25 protein-coding genes are annotated in these 21,247 nt (G+C 73.2%); 14 read left to right on the plus strand and 11 right to left on the minus strand.

Features of this window, described 5'->3' with window-relative positions:
• The first annotated feature begins 246 nt into the window (after positions 1–246).
• Positions 247–465 carry a helix-turn-helix domain-containing protein gene (locus tag ACIRQ9_RS33880; RefSeq protein ID WP_046727957.1) on the plus strand — a complete coding sequence of 73 codons (219 nt, stop codon included), beginning with the start codon at positions 247–249 and terminating at the stop codon, positions 463–465.
• A gap of 128 nt (positions 466–593) precedes the next feature.
• On the plus strand, positions 594–1,397 hold the full coding sequence (locus ACIRQ9_RS33885) for an enoyl-CoA hydratase/isomerase family protein (RefSeq protein WP_404182353.1): 804 nt from the start codon (positions 594–596) through the stop codon (positions 1,395–1,397).
• Positions 1,398–1,448: 51 nt separating this feature from the next.
• Here the strand turns inward: ACIRQ9_RS33885 and ACIRQ9_RS33890 are convergent, their stop codons facing one another.
• Positions 1,449–2,147 (minus strand): nucleopolyhedrovirus P10 family protein, encoded by a 699-nt coding sequence (locus ACIRQ9_RS33890; RefSeq protein ID WP_404182356.1) that lies wholly within the window; start codon positions 2,145–2,147, stop codon positions 1,449–1,451.
• Positions 2,148–2,235: 88 nt separating this feature from the next.
• Here ACIRQ9_RS33890 and ACIRQ9_RS33895 point away from each other — a divergent pair, with 88 nt between their 5' ends.
• From ACIRQ9_RS33895 to amaP, 5 genes are read left to right on the plus strand one after another with little or no spacing between them, the layout of a single operon-like run.
• The gene (locus ACIRQ9_RS33895) at positions 2,236–2,709 is read left to right on the plus strand and encodes an Asp23/Gls24 family envelope stress response protein (RefSeq protein ID WP_404182359.1); all 474 of its coding nucleotides are present in this window, start codon (positions 2,236–2,238) and stop codon (positions 2,707–2,709) included.
• Between the two features lie 19 nt (positions 2,710–2,728).
• Complete coding sequence (locus tag ACIRQ9_RS33900) at positions 2,729–2,923, plus strand: hypothetical protein (protein ID WP_404182362.1); 195 nt, start codon at positions 2,729–2,731, stop codon at positions 2,921–2,923.
• Positions 2,920–3,279: an Asp23/Gls24 family envelope stress response protein gene (locus ACIRQ9_RS33905; RefSeq protein ID WP_404182365.1), complete on the plus strand. Its 360-nt coding sequence runs from the start codon at positions 2,920–2,922 to the stop codon at positions 3,277–3,279. The genes ACIRQ9_RS33900 and ACIRQ9_RS33905 overlap by 4 nt, the downstream gene beginning before the upstream one ends.
• Positions 3,279–3,884, plus strand: coding sequence for a DUF6286 domain-containing protein (locus ACIRQ9_RS33910; RefSeq protein ID WP_404182367.1), 606 nt, complete (start codon positions 3,279–3,281; stop codon positions 3,882–3,884). Before ACIRQ9_RS33905 ends, ACIRQ9_RS33910 begins: the two co-directional genes overlap by 1 nt.
• 3 nt (positions 3,885–3,887) lie before the next feature.
• On the plus strand, positions 3,888–4,466 hold the full coding sequence (gene amaP / locus ACIRQ9_RS33915; protein ID WP_404182370.1) for an alkaline shock response membrane anchor protein AmaP: 579 nt from the start codon (positions 3,888–3,890) through the stop codon (positions 4,464–4,466).
• Between the two features lie 49 nt (positions 4,467–4,515).
• Here the strand turns inward: amaP and ACIRQ9_RS33920 are convergent, their stop codons facing one another.
• From ACIRQ9_RS33920 to ACIRQ9_RS33940, 5 genes are all read right to left on the minus strand, one after another.
• A complete protein-coding gene (locus tag ACIRQ9_RS33920) occupies positions 4,516–5,271 on the minus strand; it encodes an SDR family oxidoreductase (protein WP_404182373.1) in 756 nt (251 codons plus the stop codon).
• 5 nt (positions 5,272–5,276) lie between these two features.
• Positions 5,277–7,061 carry a glycoside hydrolase family 15 protein gene (locus tag ACIRQ9_RS33925; protein ID WP_404182376.1) on the minus strand — a complete coding sequence of 595 codons (1,785 nt, stop codon included), beginning with the start codon at positions 7,059–7,061 and terminating at the stop codon, positions 5,277–5,279.
• Positions 7,062–7,126: 65 nt separating this feature from the next.
• Positions 7,127–7,924: an SURF1 family protein gene (locus tag ACIRQ9_RS33930; protein WP_404182379.1), complete on the minus strand. Its 798-nt coding sequence runs from the start codon at positions 7,922–7,924 to the stop codon at positions 7,127–7,129.
• 49 nt (positions 7,925–7,973) lie between these two features.
• Positions 7,974–8,207: a hypothetical protein gene (locus ACIRQ9_RS33935; RefSeq protein WP_362568400.1), complete on the minus strand. Its 234-nt coding sequence runs from the start codon at positions 8,205–8,207 to the stop codon at positions 7,974–7,976.
• Positions 8,208–8,325: 118 nt separating this feature from the next.
• Positions 8,326–9,321 carry a DEDDh family exonuclease gene (locus ACIRQ9_RS33940; RefSeq protein WP_404182383.1) on the minus strand — a complete coding sequence of 332 codons (996 nt, stop codon included), beginning with the start codon at positions 9,319–9,321 and terminating at the stop codon, positions 8,326–8,328.
• Between the two features lie 355 nt (positions 9,322–9,676).
• On the opposite strand from ACIRQ9_RS33940, the gene ACIRQ9_RS33945 reads away from it, so the two are divergent.
• From ACIRQ9_RS33945 to ACIRQ9_RS33960, 4 genes are all read left to right on the plus strand, one after another.
• Positions 9,677–10,390, plus strand: a complete 714-nt coding sequence (locus tag ACIRQ9_RS33945; RefSeq protein ID WP_404182386.1) for a VIT family protein — start codon at positions 9,677–9,679, stop codon at positions 10,388–10,390.
• A gap of 121 nt (positions 10,391–10,511) precedes the next feature.
• The gene (locus tag ACIRQ9_RS33950; protein WP_404182389.1) at positions 10,512–11,378 is read left to right on the plus strand and encodes a sterol desaturase family protein; all 867 of its coding nucleotides are present in this window, start codon (positions 10,512–10,514) and stop codon (positions 11,376–11,378) included.
• Positions 11,375–12,040, plus strand: coding sequence for a lysoplasmalogenase (locus ACIRQ9_RS33955; RefSeq protein WP_404182392.1), 666 nt, complete (start codon positions 11,375–11,377; stop codon positions 12,038–12,040). Before ACIRQ9_RS33950 ends, ACIRQ9_RS33955 begins: the two co-directional genes overlap by 4 nt.
• A gap of 37 nt (positions 12,041–12,077) precedes the next feature.
• Positions 12,078–13,124, plus strand: coding sequence for a zinc-dependent alcohol dehydrogenase family protein (locus tag ACIRQ9_RS33960; RefSeq protein ID WP_404182395.1), 1,047 nt, complete (start codon positions 12,078–12,080; stop codon positions 13,122–13,124).
• Between the two features lie 371 nt (positions 13,125–13,495).
• On the opposite strand, the gene ACIRQ9_RS33965 is transcribed toward ACIRQ9_RS33960, so the two are convergent.
• From ACIRQ9_RS33965 to ACIRQ9_RS33975, 3 genes are all read right to left on the minus strand, one after another.
• Positions 13,496–14,872 (minus strand): CoA transferase, encoded by a 1,377-nt coding sequence (locus tag ACIRQ9_RS33965; RefSeq protein WP_404182398.1) that lies wholly within the window; start codon positions 14,870–14,872, stop codon positions 13,496–13,498.
• Between the two features lie 45 nt (positions 14,873–14,917).
• Positions 14,918–16,468 (minus strand): S8 family peptidase, encoded by a 1,551-nt coding sequence (locus ACIRQ9_RS33970; RefSeq protein ID WP_404182401.1) that lies wholly within the window; start codon positions 16,466–16,468, stop codon positions 14,918–14,920.
• Between the two features lie 65 nt (positions 16,469–16,533).
• Entirely contained in the window at positions 16,534–16,677 is a 144-nt protein-coding gene (locus tag ACIRQ9_RS33975; RefSeq protein ID WP_404182404.1) for a hypothetical protein, read from the minus strand.
• Between the two features lie 319 nt (positions 16,678–16,996).
• Here ACIRQ9_RS33975 and ACIRQ9_RS33980 point away from each other — a divergent pair, with 319 nt between their 5' ends.
• The 3 genes from ACIRQ9_RS33980 to moaA all read left to right on the plus strand — a co-directional run bounded on the left by ACIRQ9_RS33980 (position 16,997) and on the right by moaA (position 20,137).
• Positions 16,997–17,353, plus strand: a complete 357-nt coding sequence (locus tag ACIRQ9_RS33980) for a DUF485 domain-containing protein (RefSeq protein WP_404182407.1) — start codon at positions 16,997–16,999, stop codon at positions 17,351–17,353.
• Positions 17,354–17,367: 14 nt separating this feature from the next.
• On the plus strand, positions 17,368–18,987 hold the full coding sequence (locus tag ACIRQ9_RS33985; protein ID WP_404182499.1) for a cation acetate symporter: 1,620 nt from the start codon (positions 17,368–17,370) through the stop codon (positions 18,985–18,987).
• 160 nt (positions 18,988–19,147) lie between these two features.
• Entirely contained in the window at positions 19,148–20,137 is a 990-nt protein-coding gene (gene moaA, locus ACIRQ9_RS33990; RefSeq protein WP_404182410.1) for a GTP 3',8-cyclase MoaA, read from the plus strand.
• A 21-nt stretch (positions 20,138–20,158) separates the two neighbouring features.
• Here the strand turns inward: moaA and ACIRQ9_RS33995 are convergent, their stop codons facing one another.
• Both ACIRQ9_RS33995 and ACIRQ9_RS34000 read right to left on the minus strand, forming a co-directional pair.
• A complete protein-coding gene (locus ACIRQ9_RS33995) occupies positions 20,159–20,371 on the minus strand; it encodes a hypothetical protein (RefSeq protein ID WP_404182413.1) in 213 nt (70 codons plus the stop codon).
• Positions 20,372–20,589: 218 nt separating this feature from the next.
• On the minus strand, positions 20,590–21,033 hold the full coding sequence (locus ACIRQ9_RS34000) for a DUF3099 domain-containing protein (RefSeq protein ID WP_404182416.1): 444 nt from the start codon (positions 21,031–21,033) through the stop codon (positions 20,590–20,592).
• Positions 21,034–21,247 lie beyond the last annotated feature (214 nt).

Genomic DNA, 21,247 nt, shown 5'->3' on the forward strand with positions numbered 1-21,247 from the left:
CACCGATTTCCCGGCCGGCCCCTCCGTCTGCGAGGGGCCGGCCGTTTTTCGTTCCTGACCTGGCATTTCGTGGCGGAGCCCGTTCAGCCCCATGGACGCCCGGTGGCGGAATCAAAGATTCCGATTGTGGGGACGGGTTCCTGTCGTCACAACGATGTCTCACGGACCTTGCCGAATGGGTGGCCATCGCGCCCCGGAGGGGTGATCATGAGGAGACCAGAGCGCACTTCCCATGAGGAGGCACGGGTGGCCGAGACTCTGAAGAAGGGCAGCCGGGTGACCGGCGCCGCGCGCGACAAGCTCGCGGCAGACCTGAAGAAGAAGTACGACTCCGGTGCGAGCATCCGGGCGCTGGCCGAGGAGACCGGCCGCTCGTATGGCTTCGTCCACCGGATGCTCAGCGAGTCGGGTGTCACGCTGCGTGGGCGTGGCGGGGCGACGCGGGGCAAGAAAGCCGCGTCCTGACCCCGGGCGGCCCATCGGCTTCGATGGTGGCCACCCGGTCGGCCGACTGATCGGCCGGGTGGTTACTGTGCAGTCACTTAGCATGCCCCACGGCACTGCGTCATGACCGCACACATCGGAGGCGCCCCATGGCTTCGCCCGACCAGGACCTCGCTCCTGTTCTCGACAAGGACGGCGTACGGCTCACCGTCGACGACGCGCTCGCCACGGTGACGCTGACCAACCCCGCCAAGCGCAACGCCCAGAGTCCCGCTCTCTGGAGGGCGTTGGCCGAGGCCGGGCGGTCGCTGCCGGGGTCGGTCCGTGTCGTCGTGCTGCGCGGCGAGGGACAGTCCTTCTCCGCGGGCCTCGACCGGCAGATGTTCTCGCCGGAGGGGATCCCGGGAGAGCCGACCTTCATCGACCTCGCGCGCCGTGACGACGCCGGGCTCGACGCGACCATCGCCGAGTACCAGGAGGCGTTCACCTGGTGGCGGCGCAACGACCTGGTGTCGATCGCCGCCGTGCGGGGCCACGCCATCGGGGCCGGATTCCAGCTGGCCCTCGCCTGTGACCTGCGCGTCGTCGCGGACGACGTCCAGTTCGCCATGCGCGAGACCAGCCTCGGCCTGGTGCCCGACCTCACGGGTACGCACCCGCTGGTCTCGCTCGTCGGCTACGCCCGCGCGCTGGAGATCTGCGCGACCGGCCGGTTCGTGCAGGCCGAGGAGGCGGTGACCTCGGGACTCGCGAACCTCGCGGTGCCCGGTGCCGAACTCGACGCCGCCGTACGCGACCTGGCCGCGGCCCTGCTGGCCGCGCCCCGGGACGCCGTGGTGGAGACCAAGGCCCTGCTGCGCGACGCGAGCGGCCGTGGCTACGAGGAGCAGCGGGCCGCCGAGCGGCAGGCCCAGGCCCGGCGGCTGCGGGACCTGGCGGGCGTGGGCGAGTAGTCCGGTGCCGGCGGGGGGCAGGTCGCGCACCCGCCCCGCCGCCCGGCGCTCTCAGCCGACACCGGTCACCAGCACGGCCACCGTGGGCTGATCGTCCAGCGCGGCACCGACCGCCGTACGGACCCCGCGTGCCACGTCCGCGGCCCGGCCCCCGCCGGCCAGCGCCACCTCCACCCGCACGTGCCGGCGCGGCAGCGCGGTCCCGGAGGGCACCTCCCGGCTCAGCACTCCCGTCACCCGCGTCACGCCCGGCACCGCGAGCGCCACCGCCGTCACCCGCGCCCCGTCCGGATCCGTGCTCCCGACGGCCGGCGGCGGGCCGGGCGGAGACACCGTCCGCGGCGCAGCCGGGCCGGCGCTCAGCAGTTCGGTCACCCGCAGATCCACCTCGGCCACCGCGAGCCCGAGGCGGGCCGAGGCCGCGGCCGCCAGGACCCGCCGCAGCCGCTCCGCCGCCGTCGGCAGCGGCTCGTCCTGGCCCGCCGCGAAGTCCGCCGACAGCCGCAGCGGCCCCGGCGGCACGGCACCGGGCGGCGCCGGCACGACGGGTTCCGGGGCCGCCCGCGGATCCGCCGGCGCGATCCGCACCGCACCCAGCCGCACCCCCGCCACCCCGGCCGCCGCCCGCCGCAGCACCGCGTCGGCCGCCGCCTCCGTCACCCAGGTGCCGTCGCGCGGCCCGCCCAGCGGGAGCGGCCTGCCCGGCCCCAGGACGTGCCGTACCGCTCGCGTCCACCGGTCGTCCGTCATTGCTCCAGCCTGCCGCATCATCGGGGCACGACCGGGCATCCGCACTTACCGTGGTCGCAAGGCCACGATCGGAGAGGGGCGCACGGCGATGACGGAGATGACGACGGAGCCGGAGAAGGACCCGCAGGACCCGACGGCGCAGACCCGCAGGGCCGTCAGACGCGGGGGCGGTGACCCGGCGACCCGGGGGCGGACCACCATCGCCGACGGAGTGGTGGAGAAGATCGCCGGGCTGGCCGCCCGCGACGTGGTCGGCGTGCACGCGATGGGCAGCGGACTCGCCCGCACCTTCGGTGTGGTGCGCGACCGGGTGCCCGGCGGCTCCAAGTCGGTCACCCGAGGCGTGAAGGCCGAGGTCGGCGAGGTGCAGACCGCGCTCGACCTGGAGATCGTCGTGGACTACGGCGTGTCGATCGCCGACGTGGCCCGCGCGGTGCGGGAGAACGTGATCGCGGCCGTGGAGCGCATGACCGGACTCGAAGTGGTCGAGGTCAACATCGCGGTGAGCGACGTGAAGCTGCCCGAAGAAGAGGAAGAGGAGCCGGAGTCCCGGCTCCAGTGACGGCTGAGGGGAGCAGACCATGAACCTGGCCGTGGTCGGCATGATCGCCGGCATGGCGCTGGGCTTCGCCGGATACTTCGGCGGGTTCGGCGCCTTCCTCCTGGTGGCGGCGCTGGGCGCCGTCGGCTTCGTCGTCGGCAGGTTCGCCGAGGGCGACCTCGAACCGGGCGACTTGTTCCGCAGCCGCGACGACCGCCGCGACCGTCGGCGATGACCGGCGTGAACGGCGGGACCCACCGGCCCGCGAAGGCCGTGCCACCCGGCGAGCGCGGGGCCGTCAGGATCGCCGACCGGGTGGTGGCGAAGATCGCGGCGCAGGCGGCCCGCGAGGTCCTCGGCCCGCTCCCGAAGGACGCCGTGCCGCCGCACGCCACGGTGGTCGTCCACCACGGCACCGCCCGGGTCCACGTCCACCTCGAACTGGACTATCCGTCCGCCGTCGGCGCCCGGTGCGCGGCCGTGCGTCGACAGGTGACCGAGCGGGTAGGCGCGTTGGTGGACATGGAGGTGCGGGAGGTCGCCGTGCACGTCGAACGGCTGCACCCGGCCCAGACCCCGGGGAGGGCGTGATGAGCACCGAGCCGACACAGGTCGCCGAGAGGCCCGCCGAGACCGCGCCGCCCCCGGCCGGCCACGCCGCCCGCTTCTGGTCGCCCCGCCGCGCACCCGCGGCCCTGGCCGCCGCCGTCCTCCTGGCGGCGTCGGCCGTCCTCCTCTACGACATCGGGGCCGTGCGCGCCCACCACCCGGCGATGCACTGGCGCCGCGTACTGGCCCGGCAGCTCGCGACCCGGCCGCTCGACGACACCTGGGTCCTCACCGGCGCGGGCGTCGCCGCCGCCCTCGGCCTGTGGCTGCTGATCCTGGCCCTGACACCGGGCCTGCGGGACGTCCTGCCGATGCGCCGCAGCCACCCCGACGTGCGCGCCGGGCTGCGCCGCGACGCGGCCGCGATGAGCCTGCGCGACCGGGCCATGGAGATCTCGGGCGTCCGCCGGGTGCGGGTACGGCTGGGCCGCTCCCGCGCCCACGTCCTCGCCGTCTCCCACTTCCGTGAACTCGACGAGGTGCGGGCCGACCTGGACGCCGCCCTCACCGACGCGATCGAGGGCCTGGGCCTCGCGCACCCGCCCAGGCTGACCCTGCACGTCATCCGTCCCGGCCGGAAGGGCTGAACGATGCGCACGGTGATCAACCGCGTACTGACGGGGCTGGCGGGCCTGGTGCTCCTGGTCCTCGGCGGCGCCGTCCTGGCCGTCGGCCTCGGCGCGCCGTCGCCCTCCTGGTGGATCCACGACGGCCGTCACGACGTCCTGCTGAGCACCGCCGAACGCACCCACTGGCGGGACGCGGGCTGGTGGTGGCCGACGGTCCTGGCCGCCCTCGCCGTCCTGGTCCTGCTGTCCCTGTGGTGGCTGACCGCACAGCTGCGCCGGCGCCGTCTGCACGAGGTCGTGGTCGACACCGGGGACGGCGAGGGCGCGCTGCTGCGCGGCAGGGCGCTGGAGGCGGTCCTCGCCGAGGACGCGGCCCGCCAGGCGGGCGTCGCGCACGCCCAGGCGGTCCTGCGCGGCAGGCCGACGGCCCCGGCGGTACGGCTGTGGCTCCGGCTGGACGCGGACGTGCCGCCGCGTGACGCCCTGGACGACCTCACCACGCGGGCACTGGCCCACGCCCGGGACTCGGCCGCCCTGAAGAAGCTTCCGGCGGAGGTCAGGATGAGTTCGGTCAAACACCGCGCGGAGCGGGTCACCTGAGACCGCGTCCGGCTCCCGGCCGGCCGCACCCGCGCCGGGAGCCAGGCCGTCAGAACCCGTGCCGCATACCGCCGTCGACCGGCACCATGATCCCGGTCAGGTAGGACGCCGCGGGCGACAGCAGGAACGCGCCCACCCGGCCGAACTCCTCCGGCTTCCCGTACCGCCGCAGCGGGATCCGGGACTCGTTCTCCAGCCGGGTGGCGCCGGGGTCCGCCGACAGCCCGTCCAGCTCGCGGACCCGGTCCGTGTCGATCCGCGACGGCAGCAGCCCCACCACCCGGATCCCGCGTGGACCCAGCTCGTCGGCCAGCGACTTGGCGAACCCGGCGAGACCCGGCCGCAGCGCGTTCGAGATCGTCAGCCCCGGAATCGGCTCGTACACGGACGCGGACAGCACGAACCCGATGACACCGCCCTCCGCCAGCTCGGCCGCGGCCGCCCGCGCGAGCCGCACCGCGCCCAGGAACACGGTCTCGAAGGCGCTCTGCCACTGCTCGTCGGTGTTGTCGGCGACGAACCCGGCGGGCGGGCCGCCGACGCTCACGAGGACGCCGTCGAAGCGGCCGAACAGCTCGCGCGCCGCCGAGATCACCCGCTGCGGCGCGTCCGGCTCCGCGTTGTCCACCGCGACGCCCGCCGCGTTGGGCCCCAGCTCGGCCACCGCCGCGGCGACCCGCTCCTCGTCCCGCCCGGTCAGCACGACCTTCGCCCCGTCAGCGACCAGCTCGCGCGCCGTCGCGTTGCCGAGCCCCCGGGTCGCTCCGGTGACGACGTACACCCGGTCCTTCAGTCCAAGATCCATGGCCCCTATCCTGCCTCGTCGGTGCCGAACAGTGTGAGGGCGGTGTTCACCAGCCCGATGTGGCTGAAGGCCTGCGGGAAGTTGCCGAGCAGGCGGCCGAGTTCCGGTTCGTACTCCTCGGAGAGCAGCCCCACGTCGTTGACGAGTCCCACCAGCCGTGCGAACAGTTCCCTGGCCTCGTCGGTACGGCCCGTCATGTGCAGCGCGTCGGCGAGCCAGAACGAGCAGGCCAGGAAGACGCCCTCGCCGCCCGGCATGCCGTCGACGCCGATCGCGTCGGTGTCGTAGCGGCGCACGAAGCCGCCGTGGCCCAGGCCTTCGCGGATCGCGTCCACCGTGCCGATCACCCGCGGGTCGTCCGGCGGCAGGAAGCCGAAGCGGGGGATCAGCAGCAGGGCCGCGTCGAGTTCGCGCGAGCCGTAGTACTGGGTGAAGGTGTTGCGCTCCGCGTCGAACCCCTTCTCGCACACCTCCCGGTGCACCTCGTCGCGCAGCGCCCGCCAGCCCTCCGGTTCGCCCTCCAGCTCCGGATGCTCCTCCAGGGTGCGGACCGCCCGGTCGGCGGCCACCCACACCAGCACCTTGGAGTGCACGAAGTTCCGGCGGCCGCCGCGCACCTCCCACAGGCCCTCGTCGGGCCGGCGCCAGATCTGCTCGAGGAACTTCATCAGCGAGCGCTGGATGGCCCACATGTGCGGCTTGGTGGACAGGCCCGCGGTGCGGGACAGCGACAGCGAGTCCATGACCTCGCCGTACACGTCCAGCTGGAGCTGGGCGACGGCGCCGTTGCCGACGCGCACCGGCGCCGAGCCCACGAAGCCGGGCAGCCAGGGCAGTTCGAACTCGGGCAGCCGGCGCTCGCCGGCCAGGCCGTACATGATCTGCAGGTCCGCCGGGTCACCGGCCACCGCGCGCACCAGCCAGTCGCGCCAGGCCTCGGCCTCCTGGTGGTAGCCGGCCGACAGCAGCGCGCCGAGGGTGAGGGTGGAGTCGCGCAGCCAGCAGAAGCGGTAGTCCCAGTTGCGCACGCCGCCCAGTTCCTCGGGCAGTGAGCTGGTGGCGGCGGCCACGATGCCGCCGGTCGGCGCGTAGGTGAGCGCTTTGAGAGTGATCAGGGAGCGGACGACCGCGTCCCGGTAGGGGCCGCGGTAGGTGCAGCGGGCCGTCCAGCGCCGCCAGTCCGTGACGCTGGAGCGCAGCGCCCGGTACGGGTCCAGCAGCGGCGGCCGGGGTTCGTGCGAGGGGTGCCAGGTGAGCACGAACGCGACCCGTTCGCCCTCCGCGACGGTGAACTCCGAGTGCGTGCCGAAGTCCTCGCCCCAGGTCCGTACGGGCGGTTCGCTGCGCAGCCACACCGAGTCGGGGCCCGCGACGGCGACCCGGCTGCCCCCCGAGCGGCGCATCCAGGGGACGACCGAGCCGTAGTCGAAGCGGATGCGCAGGGTGCTGTGCACGGTGACGCGGCCGCTGACGCCCTCGACGATGCGGACGACGTCGGGCGCCCGGTCGCGCTGGGGCATCAGGTCGGTGACGCGGACCGTGCCCTCGGGGGTCTCCCACTCGGTGTCCAGGACCAGCGTGTCGGGCCGGTAGGCGCGCCGCGCGCAGGTGGTGGCGTCCTTCGGGGCGATCCGCCAGTGGCCGTGGTCCTCGTCGCCGAGGAGCCGCGCGAAGCAGGCGGCCGAGTCGAACCGGGGCACGCACAGCCAGTCGATGGAGCCGTCCCGGCCGACCAGGGCGGCGGTCTGTTCGTCGCCGATGAGGGCGTAGTCCTCGATGCGTCGGTCCACGGATTCCGGTTTCCCGCCGGGATCGTGGGCCAACCAGGGGGTGAGCCGGGGGAGTGACCCGGCGCTCAGGCGACGGCCGCGGGTTCCGCTTCCGCCGCCGGCCGGGTGTTCTCGCCCTCCTCGCGGGTCCTGGCCTCGCGGCGGACCAGGACGAACCAGCCGTAGGGGACGCCGGCGGCGAACAGCCACCACTGGATCATGTAGGCGTAGTTCAGCGGGGCGTCTTCCTTGCCCGGGTCGGAGATCTGCTCCGGGGTGCCGCCCTTGGGCGCGGGCGCGGTCTGCTGGACGTAGCCGCCCAGCACCTGCCTGCCGAGCCGGCGCGCCTGCTCGGCGCTGTTGATCAGCATGATCTGCCGGTCGGGCAGGCCCTTGAGTTCCTTGATGCCGCTCGCCGCGGTGGTCTCGTCGGGCATCAGCCGGCCCTGGACGGTGACCCGGCCGGCCGGCGGGGCCGGCACCTTCGGGAACGCGGTCTGGCTCGGCCCGTCCGAGGAGATCCAGCCCCGGTTGACCAGCAGCACCTTGCCGTCGGCCAGCACGAAGGGGGTCAGGACGTGGTACCCGACCTCGTCGTCGGCGTTGGTCCGGCGCCGGACCACGACCTCGTCGGCGGTGTCGAAGGTGCCGGTCGCGGTGACGGTGTGGTAGCGCTCCTTGCGGGTCACCGCGTGTCCCGGCGAGGTCACCCGCTCGGCGGGCACCGGCTCGGCGTTCAGGGCCTGGGAGACGAGCGCGTTGCGCGCGCTGCGCTCCTCGTACCGGTGCTTCTGCCAGAACCCCAGCCGGATCATCGTGGGGATGAGAAGCAGGGAGATCAGGGTGAGGATCACCCACTGCCGGGTCAACAGGAAGCGGTACACCCCACGACCGTACAACTCGGTCGTGGGGGGCGTTCGCGCGGGTACCGGGTCAGACGCGGTCGACAATGCCCGCCTTCCCGGCCGCGCGGGCGCAGTGGGCACCGCAGTACCACTGGTTCTCGGCCTCGACGCCCTGGCCGATGATCGAGACCTTGCAGTGCTCGCAGACCGGGGCCATACGGTGGATCGCGCAGGAGAAGCAGTCGAAGACGTGGACCGCGCCCTGGGCGTGCACCTCGAAGGTCATGCCGTAGTCATTGCCGCAAACTTCGCATTTCGCCATGCGCCTCAGAGTGAGCGGTCGCCTTCGCGCGGGCGAGCGGACGCCGGGCGAGTCGCCTCGCAATCACCCGTTAGTAGGGCCCGGCGACATCACCCGATAGCGGTGCCCGGCGACCCGGTCACCGCTCGGCCGCCGGTGCCGCCGCCGGAGCCACGTCCCGCAGCAGCTGGCCGAAGGCCGCCTCGTCGACGACCGGGGTGCCGAACTGGCGCGCCTTGACCACCTTCGAGGTGCCCGAGTCCGGGTCGTTGGTGACGAGCAGGCTGGTGAGCCGCGAGACGCTCGTCGACACGTGCAGACCGGCCTCGACGGCCCGGTCCTCCAGGAGCTCCCGCTCGGTCGAGGTGTCCCCGGAGAACGCCACCCGCATGCCCTGCCGCAGCGGCCTGCCGTCCTCGAACCGCCCCGGGTTCGGATACGGACAGGCCGGACGCTTGCGGGACGGGCGCCAGCCGCTCGGGCGGTAGCCGCCACCGCTCGCCTGCTGCCCGATGCGGGGCGTCTGCGACCACTCCGTCAGCGGCCGGCACTCCAGCAGCGGCAGCCGTACGCCGCCCGCCGCGGCGGCCCGCAGGCTCGGCCGGAACGCCTCGGCCAGCACGCGCGCGTCGTCCAGCGCGTGGTGCGCCCGTCGCTGTACGACACCGAAGTGCGCGGCCAGCGTCTCCAGTTTGTGGTTCTGCAGCGGCAGCCCCAGCTCCTTGGAGAGCGCGATCGTGCACAGCCGCTGTTTCACCGGCGCCTCGCTCTTCGCGCGCGCGTACTCGCGCGCGATCATCTGCCAGTCGAAGACCGCGTTGTGCGCCACCAGCACCCGGCCGTCGAGCCGGGCCGCGAACTCCCCGGCGATGTCCGCGAACAGGGGTGCCCCGTCGAGGACCTCGCTCGTCAGACCGTGGATCCACACCGGGCCCGGATCGCGCTCCGGGTTGACCAGCGTGTACCAGTGGTCCTCGACCTCGCCGCGTCCGTCGAGCCGGTAGACGGCGGCGGAGATGATCCGGTCGTCGCGGGCCAGCCCGGTCGTCTCCACGTCGACGACCGCGTACCCCTGCGGATACGCGGCCGGCCACGGGGTGCCGGCGGAGACTGCGGTCGTACGGTCTTCGAGCATGGTCATTGAGGATACGGGCCCCGGCCGCCAGTCCGGTCCGTCAGGTCGCCCGCCGCCACGGCCCGTTCGAACGACCCGATCGCCCTTCGCGCGGCTGTGGACCACGTCGGCTTCAAGTTCCCCCCGGTGACGGACGGTTCGGGGTTCGGCGGGGAACCGGTGCCGGTGCGCGCCGCGGCGACCCCGTGGGGGTCCGTGTTCGACCCGGTCGCCGAACTCCCGGTGCCGAGCGCGCCGGAGGTCGCCCTCGGCGAGAGGAGCGGCGACCGGTCCGGTGTCCGCGCGAGGCGCCCGGGTCCGCGTCCGGGGACGTCGGTGCCGTCCTCGCCGGGGCCGGAGTGCGATCCTCCGTGTCGTGACGGAACAGACGCACGACGACGAGGCACACGGCGGAGCGCTCGGCTCCCGGCTGAACTGGCTGCGGGCGGCCGTACTGGGCGCCAACGACGGCATCGTGTCGACGGCGGGCATCGTCGTCGGCGTCGCGGGCGCCACCGGTGACCGCGACGCGCTCCTGACGGCGGGACTCGCGGGACTGCTCGCCGGGTCGATGTCGATGGCGGCGGGGGAGTACGTGTCGGTGTCCACCCAGCGTGACTCGGAACTGGCCGCCCTGGCCCTGGAGAGACGGGAGCTGAAGGAGCGGCCCGAGGCGGAGCTGGAGGAGCTCACCGAACTGCTGGCGCGGCGCGGACTGTCCCGGGAGGTGGCCCGCGAGGCGGCGGTCCAGCTCACCGAACGGGACGCCCTGAAGGCCCACGCGAGCGTGGAACTGGGCATCGACCCGGACGAGCTGACCAGCCCGTGGAACGCCGCGCTGGCGAGCTTCGTGGCCTTCACCGTGGGAGCGCTGCTGCCGCTGCTGGCGATCGTGCTGCCGCCCGCCGGCTGGCGGCTTCCGGTGACCGTCGGGTCGGTGCTGGCCGCGCTGGTGCTCACCGGCTGGAGCAGCGCCCGGCTGGGAGCGGCGGCGGTGGGCCCCGCCATGGTCCGCAACGCGGCCGGCGGCGCGCTGGCCATGGGCGTGACCTTCGCGGCGGGCACGCTGCTGGGAGCGGCGGGCGTGTAGCCGCGGCCGGGTGCCGTGCGGCCGGTTGGCGGAGATCACCAACAAACAAGCGCGTACCGTGGGAAATACTTGTGGGTAACAACGTCTAGCCCCGGGCGACCGGCGGTTCTACGGTGCCTCCATGCCGAACCTGCCCGATGTCGTGCTGTGGTCGATACCCGCCTTCGTGCTGCTCACCGTGATCGAGGTGATCAGCTACCGCATCCATCCCGACGACGACAGCGACGGGTACGAGACCAGGGACGCGGCCACCAGCGTCGGCATGGGGCTCGGCTCGCTCGTCTTCGACTTCTTCTGGAAGATCCCGATCGTCGCGATCTACTCGGCGGTCTACGCCCTCACGCCGCTGCGGATCCCGGTCCTGTGGTGGACGATCCCGCTGCTCCTGCTCGCGCAGGACTTCTTCTACTACTGGTCCCACCGCGGCCACCACGTCATCCGCATCCTGTGGGCCTGCCACGTCGTCCACCACTCCAGCAAGAAGTTCAACCTCACCACCGCGCTGCGCCAGCCCTGGACCTCGCTGACCGTCTGGCCGTTCTACCTCCCGCTCATCGCGGCCGGCGTGCACCCGGCCACGCTCGCCTTCCTCTCGTCGGCGAACCTCGTCTACCAGTTCTGGATCCACACCGAACGCATCGACAAGATGCCCCGGTGGTTCGAGTTCGTGTTCAACACCCCCTCCCACCACCGCGTGCACCACGCCTCCCAGGGCGGCTACCTGGACCGCAACTTCGGCGGCATCCTCATCGTCTGGGACCGCCTGTTCGGGTCCTGGGTGCCCGAGGTCGAGCGGCCCGTGTACGGCCTGACCAAGAACATCGACACGTTCAACCCGATCAAGGTGGCCACCCACGAGTACGTGGCCATCGGCCGGGACCTGAAGGCCGCCCGCACCTGGCGGGAGCGGGCCGGACGGGTCTTCGGCGGCCCCGGCTGGGCCCCGCCGGCCGCCGTCGAGCAGACCGAGGAGTCCGTGGCCGCGTGAGAGCGTCCCGGGCGCTGCTCGCCGCCTTCGCCCTCGCCGTCGCGGCCGACCTCGGCTGCCTGGCCGCCGGCTTCCACGCCGGGCACGTCGTCGCCAAGGTGCTCCTGATGCCGCTGCTGGCCGCGTGGGCCGCCCGCGCGGGCGGACCGCGGCTGCTCGTCGCCGCGCTGCTGTGCGGGTGGGGCGGCGACGTGCTGCTGCTCTCCGACGCCGGCCCCGCCTTCATGGCGGGAATGGCCTGCTTCGCCGCCGGACACGTCTGCTACCTGGTCCTCTTCCACCGCCACGGCCCGCCACGCGCGCGTGCCGGCGTCCTCGCCGTCGGCTACGCCGCCGCCCTCGTCACCCTGGTCGTCCTGCTCTGGCCGGACCTGCCCGCGGGTCTGCGCGGGCCCGTCGCCGGGTACAGCACCCTGCTGACGGCCATGGCGTACACGGCGCTCGCCCGGGTCGGCCCGGTCGCCGGGCTCGGCGGCGCGCTCTTCATGCTCTCCGACACCCTCATCGCGACCGGCGTCGCCGACTGGCCGCAGCCGCCGAGAGCCGACTTCTGGATCATGCTCACCTACGCCGCCGGGCAGTTCCTGCTGGTCCGAGGCACCCTCGACGCGCGGCCCGCGCCGGTGACGGCGTACCGTGAAGTGCGCCGGGCCACCCCCTGAGCGCACCCACGACCACCGCACGAGAGGGATCCTCGCCATGCGCGCCACCACCATCCACGCCCCGTACGACATGCGCGTGGAGGACGTCCCCGAGCCGGTGGTGCAGCTGCCCACCGACGCCGTCGTACGGGTGCTGCGCGCCTGCATCTGCGGCAGCGACCTGTGGGCCTACCGCGGCGAGGCGGCCCGGCAGCCGGGCCAGCGCATCGGGCACGAGTTCCTCGGTGTCGTCGAGGAGACCGGCTCCGAGGTGGGCACCGTGCGCCGCGGCGACCTCGTGGTGGCCCCCTTCATGTGGTCCGACGGCGTCTGCGACTACTGCCGCGAGGGCCTGACGACCTCCTGCGTGCACGGCGGCTTCTGGGGCTCGGTGGGCTACGACGGCGGCCAGGGCGAGGCCGTGCGGGTCCCGTTCGCCGACGGCACCCTGGTCGGGCTCCCCAAGGACGCGGCCTCCGACGACCACCTGCTGACCGCCCTGCTGACGCTCTCCGACGTCCTCGGCACCGGCCACCACGCGGCCCTCGGCGCGGGTGTCCGTCCCGGTGCCACCGTCGCCGTCGTCGGGGACGGCGCGGTCGGCCTGTGCGCGGTGCTGGCCGCCAGGCGGCTGGGCGCCGAGCGGATCATCGCGCTCGGCCGGCACGAGGTCCGCACCGACATCGCCCGCCGCTTCGGCGCCACCGACGTCGTCGCCGAGCGGGGCGAGGCCGCCGTGGCCGCCGTGCGCGAACTCACCCGCGGCCAGGGCGCGCACGCCGTGGTGGAGGCCGTGGGCACCGAGCAGTCCATGCGGACGGCGGTCGAGATCGCCCGGGACGGCGGCGCGATCGGCTTCGTCGGCGTCCCGCACGGCAGTGGCACCGGACTCGACCTCTCCGTCATGTTCGACCGGAACATCGCCCTGCGCGGCGGGGTCGCCCCGGTCCGCGCCTACATCCCCGACCTGCTGCCCGACGTCCTGGCCGGCACCGTCGACCCGTCGCCGGTCTTCGACCTGACCGTCGGTATCGAGGGCGTACCCGACGGCTACAAGGCGATGGACGAGCGCACCGCCCTGAAGGTGCTCGTCACCAACGGCTGAGCCGACCCTCCGGTCCCGGCCCGATCACGTTCAACTGATCGGCCCCGGCCGTGCCGTCAGGAGGCCCGACACCGCGACCACGATCCCCGGCACGGCCACCGCGGCCCGCGCGGGGACGTACGCGGTGACCGGGTCGGCCGCCGGCGCGGGAGCCGCCGCGCCCACAGCGCGAGCACGGCGACGGCGGCGACGGCCCGGCCGGTGCCAGGGCGGCCTGCGGGGCTTCGCGGCCCGGCCGCTTCCGTGGTCGGTCCGGGCGCCGTCGTCCGACGATCCCCGCCACCCGGCACAGAACCGGGCGAGGGAGAGAGGACAACTGACCGAGCGTCACTCCGTCTCTTCGGATTTCTCCGGCCGCGCGGGCGGTGCGGTCAGGCCCACACGGCCGGATCCGATCCCCAGGGCACCGGAGGCCGCGCCCAGTCCAGCGGACCGCCGTCGAAGCGCACCGGCGGCCGCGCGTACCGCAGCCGCCCCAGCGGTCCGTCCCGCTCGGCGAGCCAGGCCCGCGGCCCCTCGTACGGCTCACCGCCGTCGGGCCCGCGCTCCGTCTCCACCGCCAGCCATCGCGCCGTGCGCGCCAGCGCCACGCGTACGACCCTGCTCCCGCCGTCGTACGACTGCTCGGTCAGCGCGCGCAGCACGCCCGCGGCCAGCAGGTATCCCGTGCCGTGGTCGAGCGCCTGCGCGGGCAGCGCGCCCGGCCGGTCCGCCGACCCCTCGGTGTGCGCGATGCCGGTGGCGGCCTGCACCAGGCTGTCGAAGCCGCGCCGCCCGCCCCAGGGCCCGTAGCCGCCCCACGCGGAGACCTGGGCGACGACCAGTCCCGGCCGCCGTTCGGCCAGCGCCTCGGGGGAGAGGCCGAACCGGTCCAGAGCGCCCGGCCGGTAGCCGGTGACCACGACGTCCGCCGAGGCCAGCAGTTCCTCGAAGGCCGCCCTGCCGGTGCCGAGATCGAGCGTCGCCGAACGCTTCCCGATGCCGGTGTCGGCGTGCTGGTCGGGCAGTTCGGGCAGCCAGGGCGCGTCCAGACGCAGGACGTCCGCGCCGAGGAAGGCCAGGGTGCGGGTGGCGACCGGGCCCGCCAGCACCCGGGTCAGGTCCAGGACGCGCAGTCCGGCCGCGGGCAGCAAGGCGGCCGAACGGGCGTCGAGCGGTGGAAGGCCGCGCACCGGGGCCGTGTCCGGACGGGACCGCTCGACGAGCGGGCGGGCGGCGATCTCCGCCGCCTGCTCGTGCGCGGCCCACGCCCCGGGCGAGCGCAGCGCCACCGCGAGCCCGCCGGCGCCGAAGACGGCGGTCTCGACGTCCAGGGCGGCCCGGCCGGCGATCCGGTCCGCCACGTCGTCCGCCGAGGCGTCCTGCGGCAGCCCCAGCGCGGCGAGCAGCCGGGTCCGGTGGTGCGGGTAGTTGGCGTGCGTGCGCACCCACCCGTCGGCCGCGCGCCAGAACCGCGACAGCGGGGCGAACTGCACCGGGGCCCGCCCGTCGACCAGGAGCCGCCGCTCGCTGGTGAAGGCCGCCGCCACCGCACCGTCGTCCACCAGGACCGCCGGTACCCGGGCGGCGGCCGTGCGGCGCGCGCCCAGTTCCGCGGCGGCCAGCGCGCACGCGCCGACGCACGCGCGCGCGAGCCGTCGTACGGGAAGCCGCGACGGGAGCGTGTCCGCGCGGGGCACGGTCGTGATCCGCGCGGGCAGCGACGGATCGCCGCCCAGCGCGGACCACGCATGGTTGATTGCAGTCATGACCGCACTATGCAGTATTGACCGAATCAATATGTGTGCGGATACCTAGTGGGTCACCGCCGCCAGGGCGTCCACCGTGCCCCAGCCGTAGAAACCGTTGTGGTTCCTCGAGCCCTCGCACACCGCGTCGACCTTGCCGTCGCCGTTGATGTCGTACGGGTCGGTGCACGGCGTGGCGGTCGCCTCCGCGTACAGCAGGGCCTTCACCAGGGCCGGCGAGGCGTGCGGATGCGTCGATTTGATCAGCGCGGCGACACCGACGACATGCGGGGTCGCCATCGACGTACCGGCCATGTAGCCCCACCTGCCGCCCGGCAGCGGGCCCAGGATCAGGCCGCTGGTCGCCGGCGGCGCAGGGGTCTGGTAGGCCGTCGAGTCGCCGCCGGGCGCGGCCACGTCGATCACCCCGAGGCCGTAGTTCGAGAACGACGACTTCAGGCCCTTCGCGCCCGTGGCGGAGACCGTGACGACGCCCGGCAGCTGGGTCGGTATGTCGAAGCACTTGCGCGGGTCGATGACCCGGTCGCTGGGCGTGCCGTCGTTCGGCGAGACCGGGTCGGTGATCGAGTCGGCGGCCAGGTCGTAGCTCTCGTTGCCGGCCGCCGCCACGTTGACGGTGCCCTTCCGCTCCGCGAACCGCGAGGCCCGGGTGATCGCGTCGACGAGGGCCTTCTGGTCCGGGTCGGTGGTGCAGTTGAAGTACCACGGGTCGGTGTAATAGCTGTTGTTGGTGACGTCGATGTGGTGCTCGGCCGCCCACACGAAGCCGCAGACCACGGACTCCGTGTAGAAGTAGCCGGCGGTGGTGGCGACCTTGATGCCCGCCACCTTGACGCCCGGGGCCACGCCCGTGATGCCCACGCCGTTCCTGGCGCCCGCGATCTCACCGGCCACGTGCGTGCCGTGCGGGCTCTCGGTGGCACCGGGCCGCCAGGCGCCGTACGTCGTGTCCGGCTTGCCCGTGACGCAGTTGGTGGACTGCGCGGCGGAGAAGTTGGGGGCGATGTCCGGGTGGGTGTCGTCCACGCCCGTGTCGATGACGGCGACGGTGACCTTCGAGCTGCCGAGGGTCTTCTCGTGCGCCTTGTCGGCCTTGATGGCCGGCAGGTCCCACTGGAGCGGCTCCAGCGGGTCCTGCCCGGCGGCCGCCTTGGCGCCCGCCGCGGCGACCTGCCCGGCGCTGAGCGCCAGCGGCGTGCCGACGTCGGTGGTCGACTGCGCGGGCAGCGGGGCGTTGCGGGTGGCGCCCGCCGAGTCGACACCGGGCACCTTGCGCATGGCCTTGGCGAAGTCGGGGTTCGACGAGTGGACGACGATCACGCCGATCTCGTCGTACGCGATCACCACCGAACCGCCGGCCCGGTCGATCGCCCGCTGGACGCGCTGCGAGGTGCCGTGCCCCGCGCGGATGTTGACGACGTAGCTGAGGGACGTCGCGTCACTCGCGTCCGAAGCCCCCGCGGCCGTCGAGGCGGCCGCGGTCGTCGTGTCGGCGGCGGACGCCGAGACGTTGGGCAGGAACGCGAGGGCCGTGGCCATGGCCATGCCGAGCGGGATGGCGAGCGCGCGGCGGTGGCGCGACTGGGGCACTGTCATGTGGGTGAGCCTCCGGTTCGTTCGCGATACGAGCATGCCGTGCGGGAAGTCCTGCTGAGGGAAGGTCACTTGACCGCGCGGAGCGCGCCCGCGATCCCCGGGCCGCGGAAGCCGTCGACGTGGGTGCCGCCCGCGCGGGTGGCGTCCGTGACGCCGTCGCCGTCCGGGACGGCGCGTGCCGGCCCGCGTCGGGAACGCAGATGAGCCATGGGGTCTCCACATCATCCGAAAACGGGCCTGCCCGGGCCTGACGTGACCTATCTGGACAGGTACATGACGGGTGGTGCAGAGCGAAGCTATCTCCCGCACTCACCGGCCAGCAATGACCGGAGGCGACTCACGCGAACGACTTCCGAAAGAAACCGGGCGAGTTGAACCCGTCCACGTGTGGCGCCGTGACCTTGAGGAGGGAGCCGCAGCAGGATCGAGGCCCCCTGTGGGCATCACTTGCCGGAGTGGGCCGAACACTTCGTGTAGGCGGTCCGCATGTCTGTCCGAATCCGCATGTCCGTATCGCGAGGAGACTCCGTGGCCACCGAGACACCACCGCCCTCGAAACCGCACAACCGGCTTCCCTCCAGCGAGGAGTTCGCCGAGGTGCAGCAGAGTCCGGAGTTCGCCGACCTGCGGCACTCCCACCGCTCCTTCGCCTTCCCGCTGACCGTCGGCTTCATCGCCTGGTACCTGCTGTACGTCCTGCTGTCCAACTACGCGGGCGACTTCATGGGCACCAAGGTCGTCGGCAACGTCAACGTGGCCCTGGTCCTCGGCCTCGCCCAGTTCCTCACCACGTTCCTCATCGCCTGGTGGTACGCCCACCACGCCGCGACCAAGCTCGACCCCAAGGCCGAGGCCATCAAGTCCCGGACGGAGGGCGGCGCATGACCCCCGCGATCACCATGACCCCCGCGATCACCATGGCGGCCGGCGAGGCCGGCGAGCACCGCACCCTGATCATCACCCTGTTCGCGGTGTTCGTCGCCGCGACCCTCGTCATCACCGTCTGGGCCGGCCGCCAGACCAAGGACGCCGCCGACTTCTACGCCGGCGGCCGCCAGTTCACCGGCTTCCAGAACGGCCTCGCCGTCTCCGGCGACTACATGTCCGCCGCGTCCTTCCTCGGCATCGCCGGCGCCATCGCCCTCTTCGGCTACGACGGCTTCCTCTACTCCATCGGCTTCCTGGTCGCCTGGCTCGTCGCCCTGCTGCTGGTCGCCGAGCCGCTGCGCAACTCCGGCCGCTACACCATGGGCGACGTACTGGCCTACCGGATGCGCCAGCGCCCGGTCCGCACCGCCGCCGGCACCTCGACGATCGTCGTCTCGATCTTCTACCTGCTGGCCCAGATGGCGGGAGCGGGCGTCCTGGTCTCCCTGCTCCTCGGCATCACCAGCGACGCCGGCAAGATCGGCATCGTGGCCCTGGTCGGCGTCCTGATGATCGTCTACGTCACCATCGGCGGCATGAAGGGCACCACCTGGGTGCAGATGGTCAAGGCCGTGCTGCTCATCGCGGGCGCCCTGCTGCTGACCTTCATGGTCCTGGCCAAGTTCGACTTCAACGTCTCCGAACTGCTCGGCAAGGCCGCCGACAACAGCGGCAAGGGCAGCGCCTTCCTGGAGCCCGGCCTGAAGTACGGCGCCACCGGCACCAGCAAGCTGGACTTCCTCTCCCTCGGCATCGCCCTGGTCCTCGGCACCGCGGGCCTGCCGCACATCCTGATCCGCTTCTACACCGTGCCCACCGCCAAGGCCGCCCGCAAGTCCGTGCTCTGGGCGATCGGCCTGATCGGCGCCTTCTACCTGATGACCCTCGCCCTCGGCTTCGGCGCCGCCGCGCTGATCAAACCGGACGAGATCATCGCCTCCAACAAGTCGGGCAACACCGCGGCCCCGCTGCTCGCCCTGCACCTGGGCGGCGTCGACTCCAACTGGGGCGCGATCCTGCTGGCCACCATCTCCGCGGTGGCCTTCGCGACGATCCTCGCCGTGGTCGCGGGCCTCACCCTGGCCTCCTCCTCGTCCTTCGCGCACGACATCTACGCCAACGTGATCAAGAAGGGGCAGGCCTCCGAGAAGCAGGAGATCAACGCGGCCCGCTACGCCACCGTCGGCATCGGCGCGGTGTCGATCGTGCTCGGCGCCCTGGCCCGCGACCTCAACGTGGCCGGCCTGGTCGCGCTCGCCTTCGCGGTCGCCGCCTCCGCGAACCTGCCCACCCTCCTCTACAGCCTGTTCTGGAAGCGCTTCACCACTGCGGGCGCCCTCTGGTCGATCTACGGCGGCCTGGTCACCGCGGTCGGCCTGGTGCTGTTCTCGCCGGTGGTGTCCGGCAAGGAGACCTCGATGTTCCCGGACGTCGACTTCCACTGGTTCCCGCTGGAGAACCCGGGCATCATCTCGATCCCGGTCGGCTTCCTCCTCGGCGTCGTCGGCACCCTGCTGTCCAAGGAGGCCCCGGACGCCGCGAAGTACGCGGAACTGGAGGTGCGGTCCCTGACCGGCACCGGAGCGCACTGACCTTCGTACGGCCGGCCGCGTCGGCAAGATCGTAGGGTCCTACGACGCGGCCGCTCCGTACCTCGTGGCATCGGGCCCCCTCGCGATGTCGGCACGGTCACGTAGGCTCGCAGGTGACGGAAGAGAACCGATCCGTAACGACACGAGGGAGGGGGCCCAGGTGCTCGTCGACACCTACGGCCGGGTGGCCACCGACCTGCGGGTCTCGCTGACCGACCGGTGCAACCTGCGCTGCACGTACTGCATGCCCGAGGAGGGCCTGCAGTGGCTGACCAAGTCCGACCTGCTCACGGACGACGAGATCGTCCGCCTGATCGACATCGCCGTCCGCGTGCTGGGCGTCGAGGAGGTTCGCTTCACCGGCGGCGAACCGCTGCTCAGGCCCGGCCTGGTCGCCATCGTGGAGCGGGTCGCGGCGCTGGACCCCCGCCCCCGGATGTCCCTGACGACCAACGGCATCGGCCTGCGGCGCACCGCCCCGGCCCTGAAGGCCGCCGGTCTTGACCGGGTCAACGTCTCCCTGGACACCCTGCGCCCCGAGGTCTTCAAGCGGCTCACCCGCCGCGACCGCCACCAGGACGTCCTCGACGGCCTCCGGGCCGCCCGCGAGGCCGGCCTCACCCCGGTCAAGGTCAACACGGTCCTCATGCCGGGCCTCAACGCGGACGAGGCCCCCGACCTGCTGGCCTGGGCGGTGCACCACGACTACGAGCTGCGCTTCATCGAGCAGATGCCGCTGGACGCCCAGCACGGCTGGAAGCGCGACGGCATGGTGACGGCCGGCGACATCCTCCACTCGCTCCGCACCCGCTTCGACCTCACGCCCGAGGGCGCCGACGAGCGCGGTGCCGCCCCGGCGGAGCGCTGGCTGGTGGACGGCGGCCCGCACCGCGTCGGCGTCATCGCCTCCGTCACCCGCCCGTTCTGCGCGGCCTGCGACCGCACCCGCCTCACCGCCGACGGGCAGATACGCAACTGCCTGTTCGCCAAGGAGGAGACGGACCTGCGCGGCGCGCTGCGCTCGGGCGGCTCCGACGAGGAGATCGCCCGTATCTGGCGGCTGGCGATGTGGGGGAAGAAGGCCGGAGCGGGCCTGGACGATCCGTCGTTCGTGCAGCCGGCCCGGCCGATGTCCGCGATCGGCGGCTGAGGCGGCGCCCCGGCGGACGCGCTACCCGGACCGGGACGGCTCCCACTCGGCCAGCGCCACCACGTCCTTCAGGAACCCCCGCACCCCGAGGAACTGCGAGAGGTGCTCGCGGTGCTCCTCGCACGCGAGCCAGGTCTTGCGACGCTCCGGCGTGTGGACCTTCGGGTTGTTCCACGCCAGCACCCACACCGCGTCGGCCCGGCAGCCCTTCGCCGAACAGATGACGTCACTCACTGCTTCGTCCCGCACTCGTCGCCCCGCAAACAAGGCGACGCCGAGCAGCCACGGGGGGAGCTGCCCGGCGTCGGTCCGTCGCTCCGACGGGGGATGCGGAGCGCGTACGCAGTATGTCATGGGTCACCCGCGACCCGGCACCGGAACTGCACGATTGATCTGAGCATTTCTTGAGCTTGGAGAACGGTCGTCGCACGGGCACGTCACGTCCCCCGCGCTCACACCGACCCGGGCCGCTCATCGCGCACACGCGACGCCGGATCGGCCGGCGCGTCCTGCGGAGAGGGCTCCGCGACGGGTTCCGGGTGCGGTTCCTCCGCGCGCGGCGGCGCGATCTCCCTCACCGCCGAAAGCGTGGGAGGTGTCCCCGGCCGGGCCGGCGTGACACCGAACGTCGACGGCAGCGAGGCCGGACGCTCCCGGCCCGCGTTGGCGATCACGACGGCGACGTAGGGGAGCAGTGCCCCGAGGACCAGCGCCACGACGGCGACGTAGCGTTCGACGTTCCACAAGGTGGCCGCGAGGATCACCGACACGGTCCGCACGCTCATCGAGATGACGTACCGGCGCTGCCGGCCGCGTACGTCCTCGGCGAGGCCGGTACGGGCTCCGGTGATCCGGAACACCTGGACGCCGCTGCCGCCGCCTCGCTGCTTGCGCATCACATTCCACCATCCGCCCGCATCGGACACTCCCCGGCCCGCACCCTGCCCGTACCCGTACGGGGAACCGGGGCCGGATGCCTTTCACGTTACGCCGCGCCTGCGCCGTCTTCGAGACCGGGTCGTCCTCCCGCCTGCGTGAACGCTCCGCGCCGTACCGCGTACGGGGGTGACCGACGTGCGCCGTACGGCCGACCGGCCGAGACTTGGCGTA

The organism is Streptomyces sp. NPDC101237 (genome assembly GCF_044767465.1).
Classification (GTDB): Bacteria; Actinomycetota; Actinomycetes; order Streptomycetales; family Streptomycetaceae; genus Streptomyces; species Streptomyces gramineus.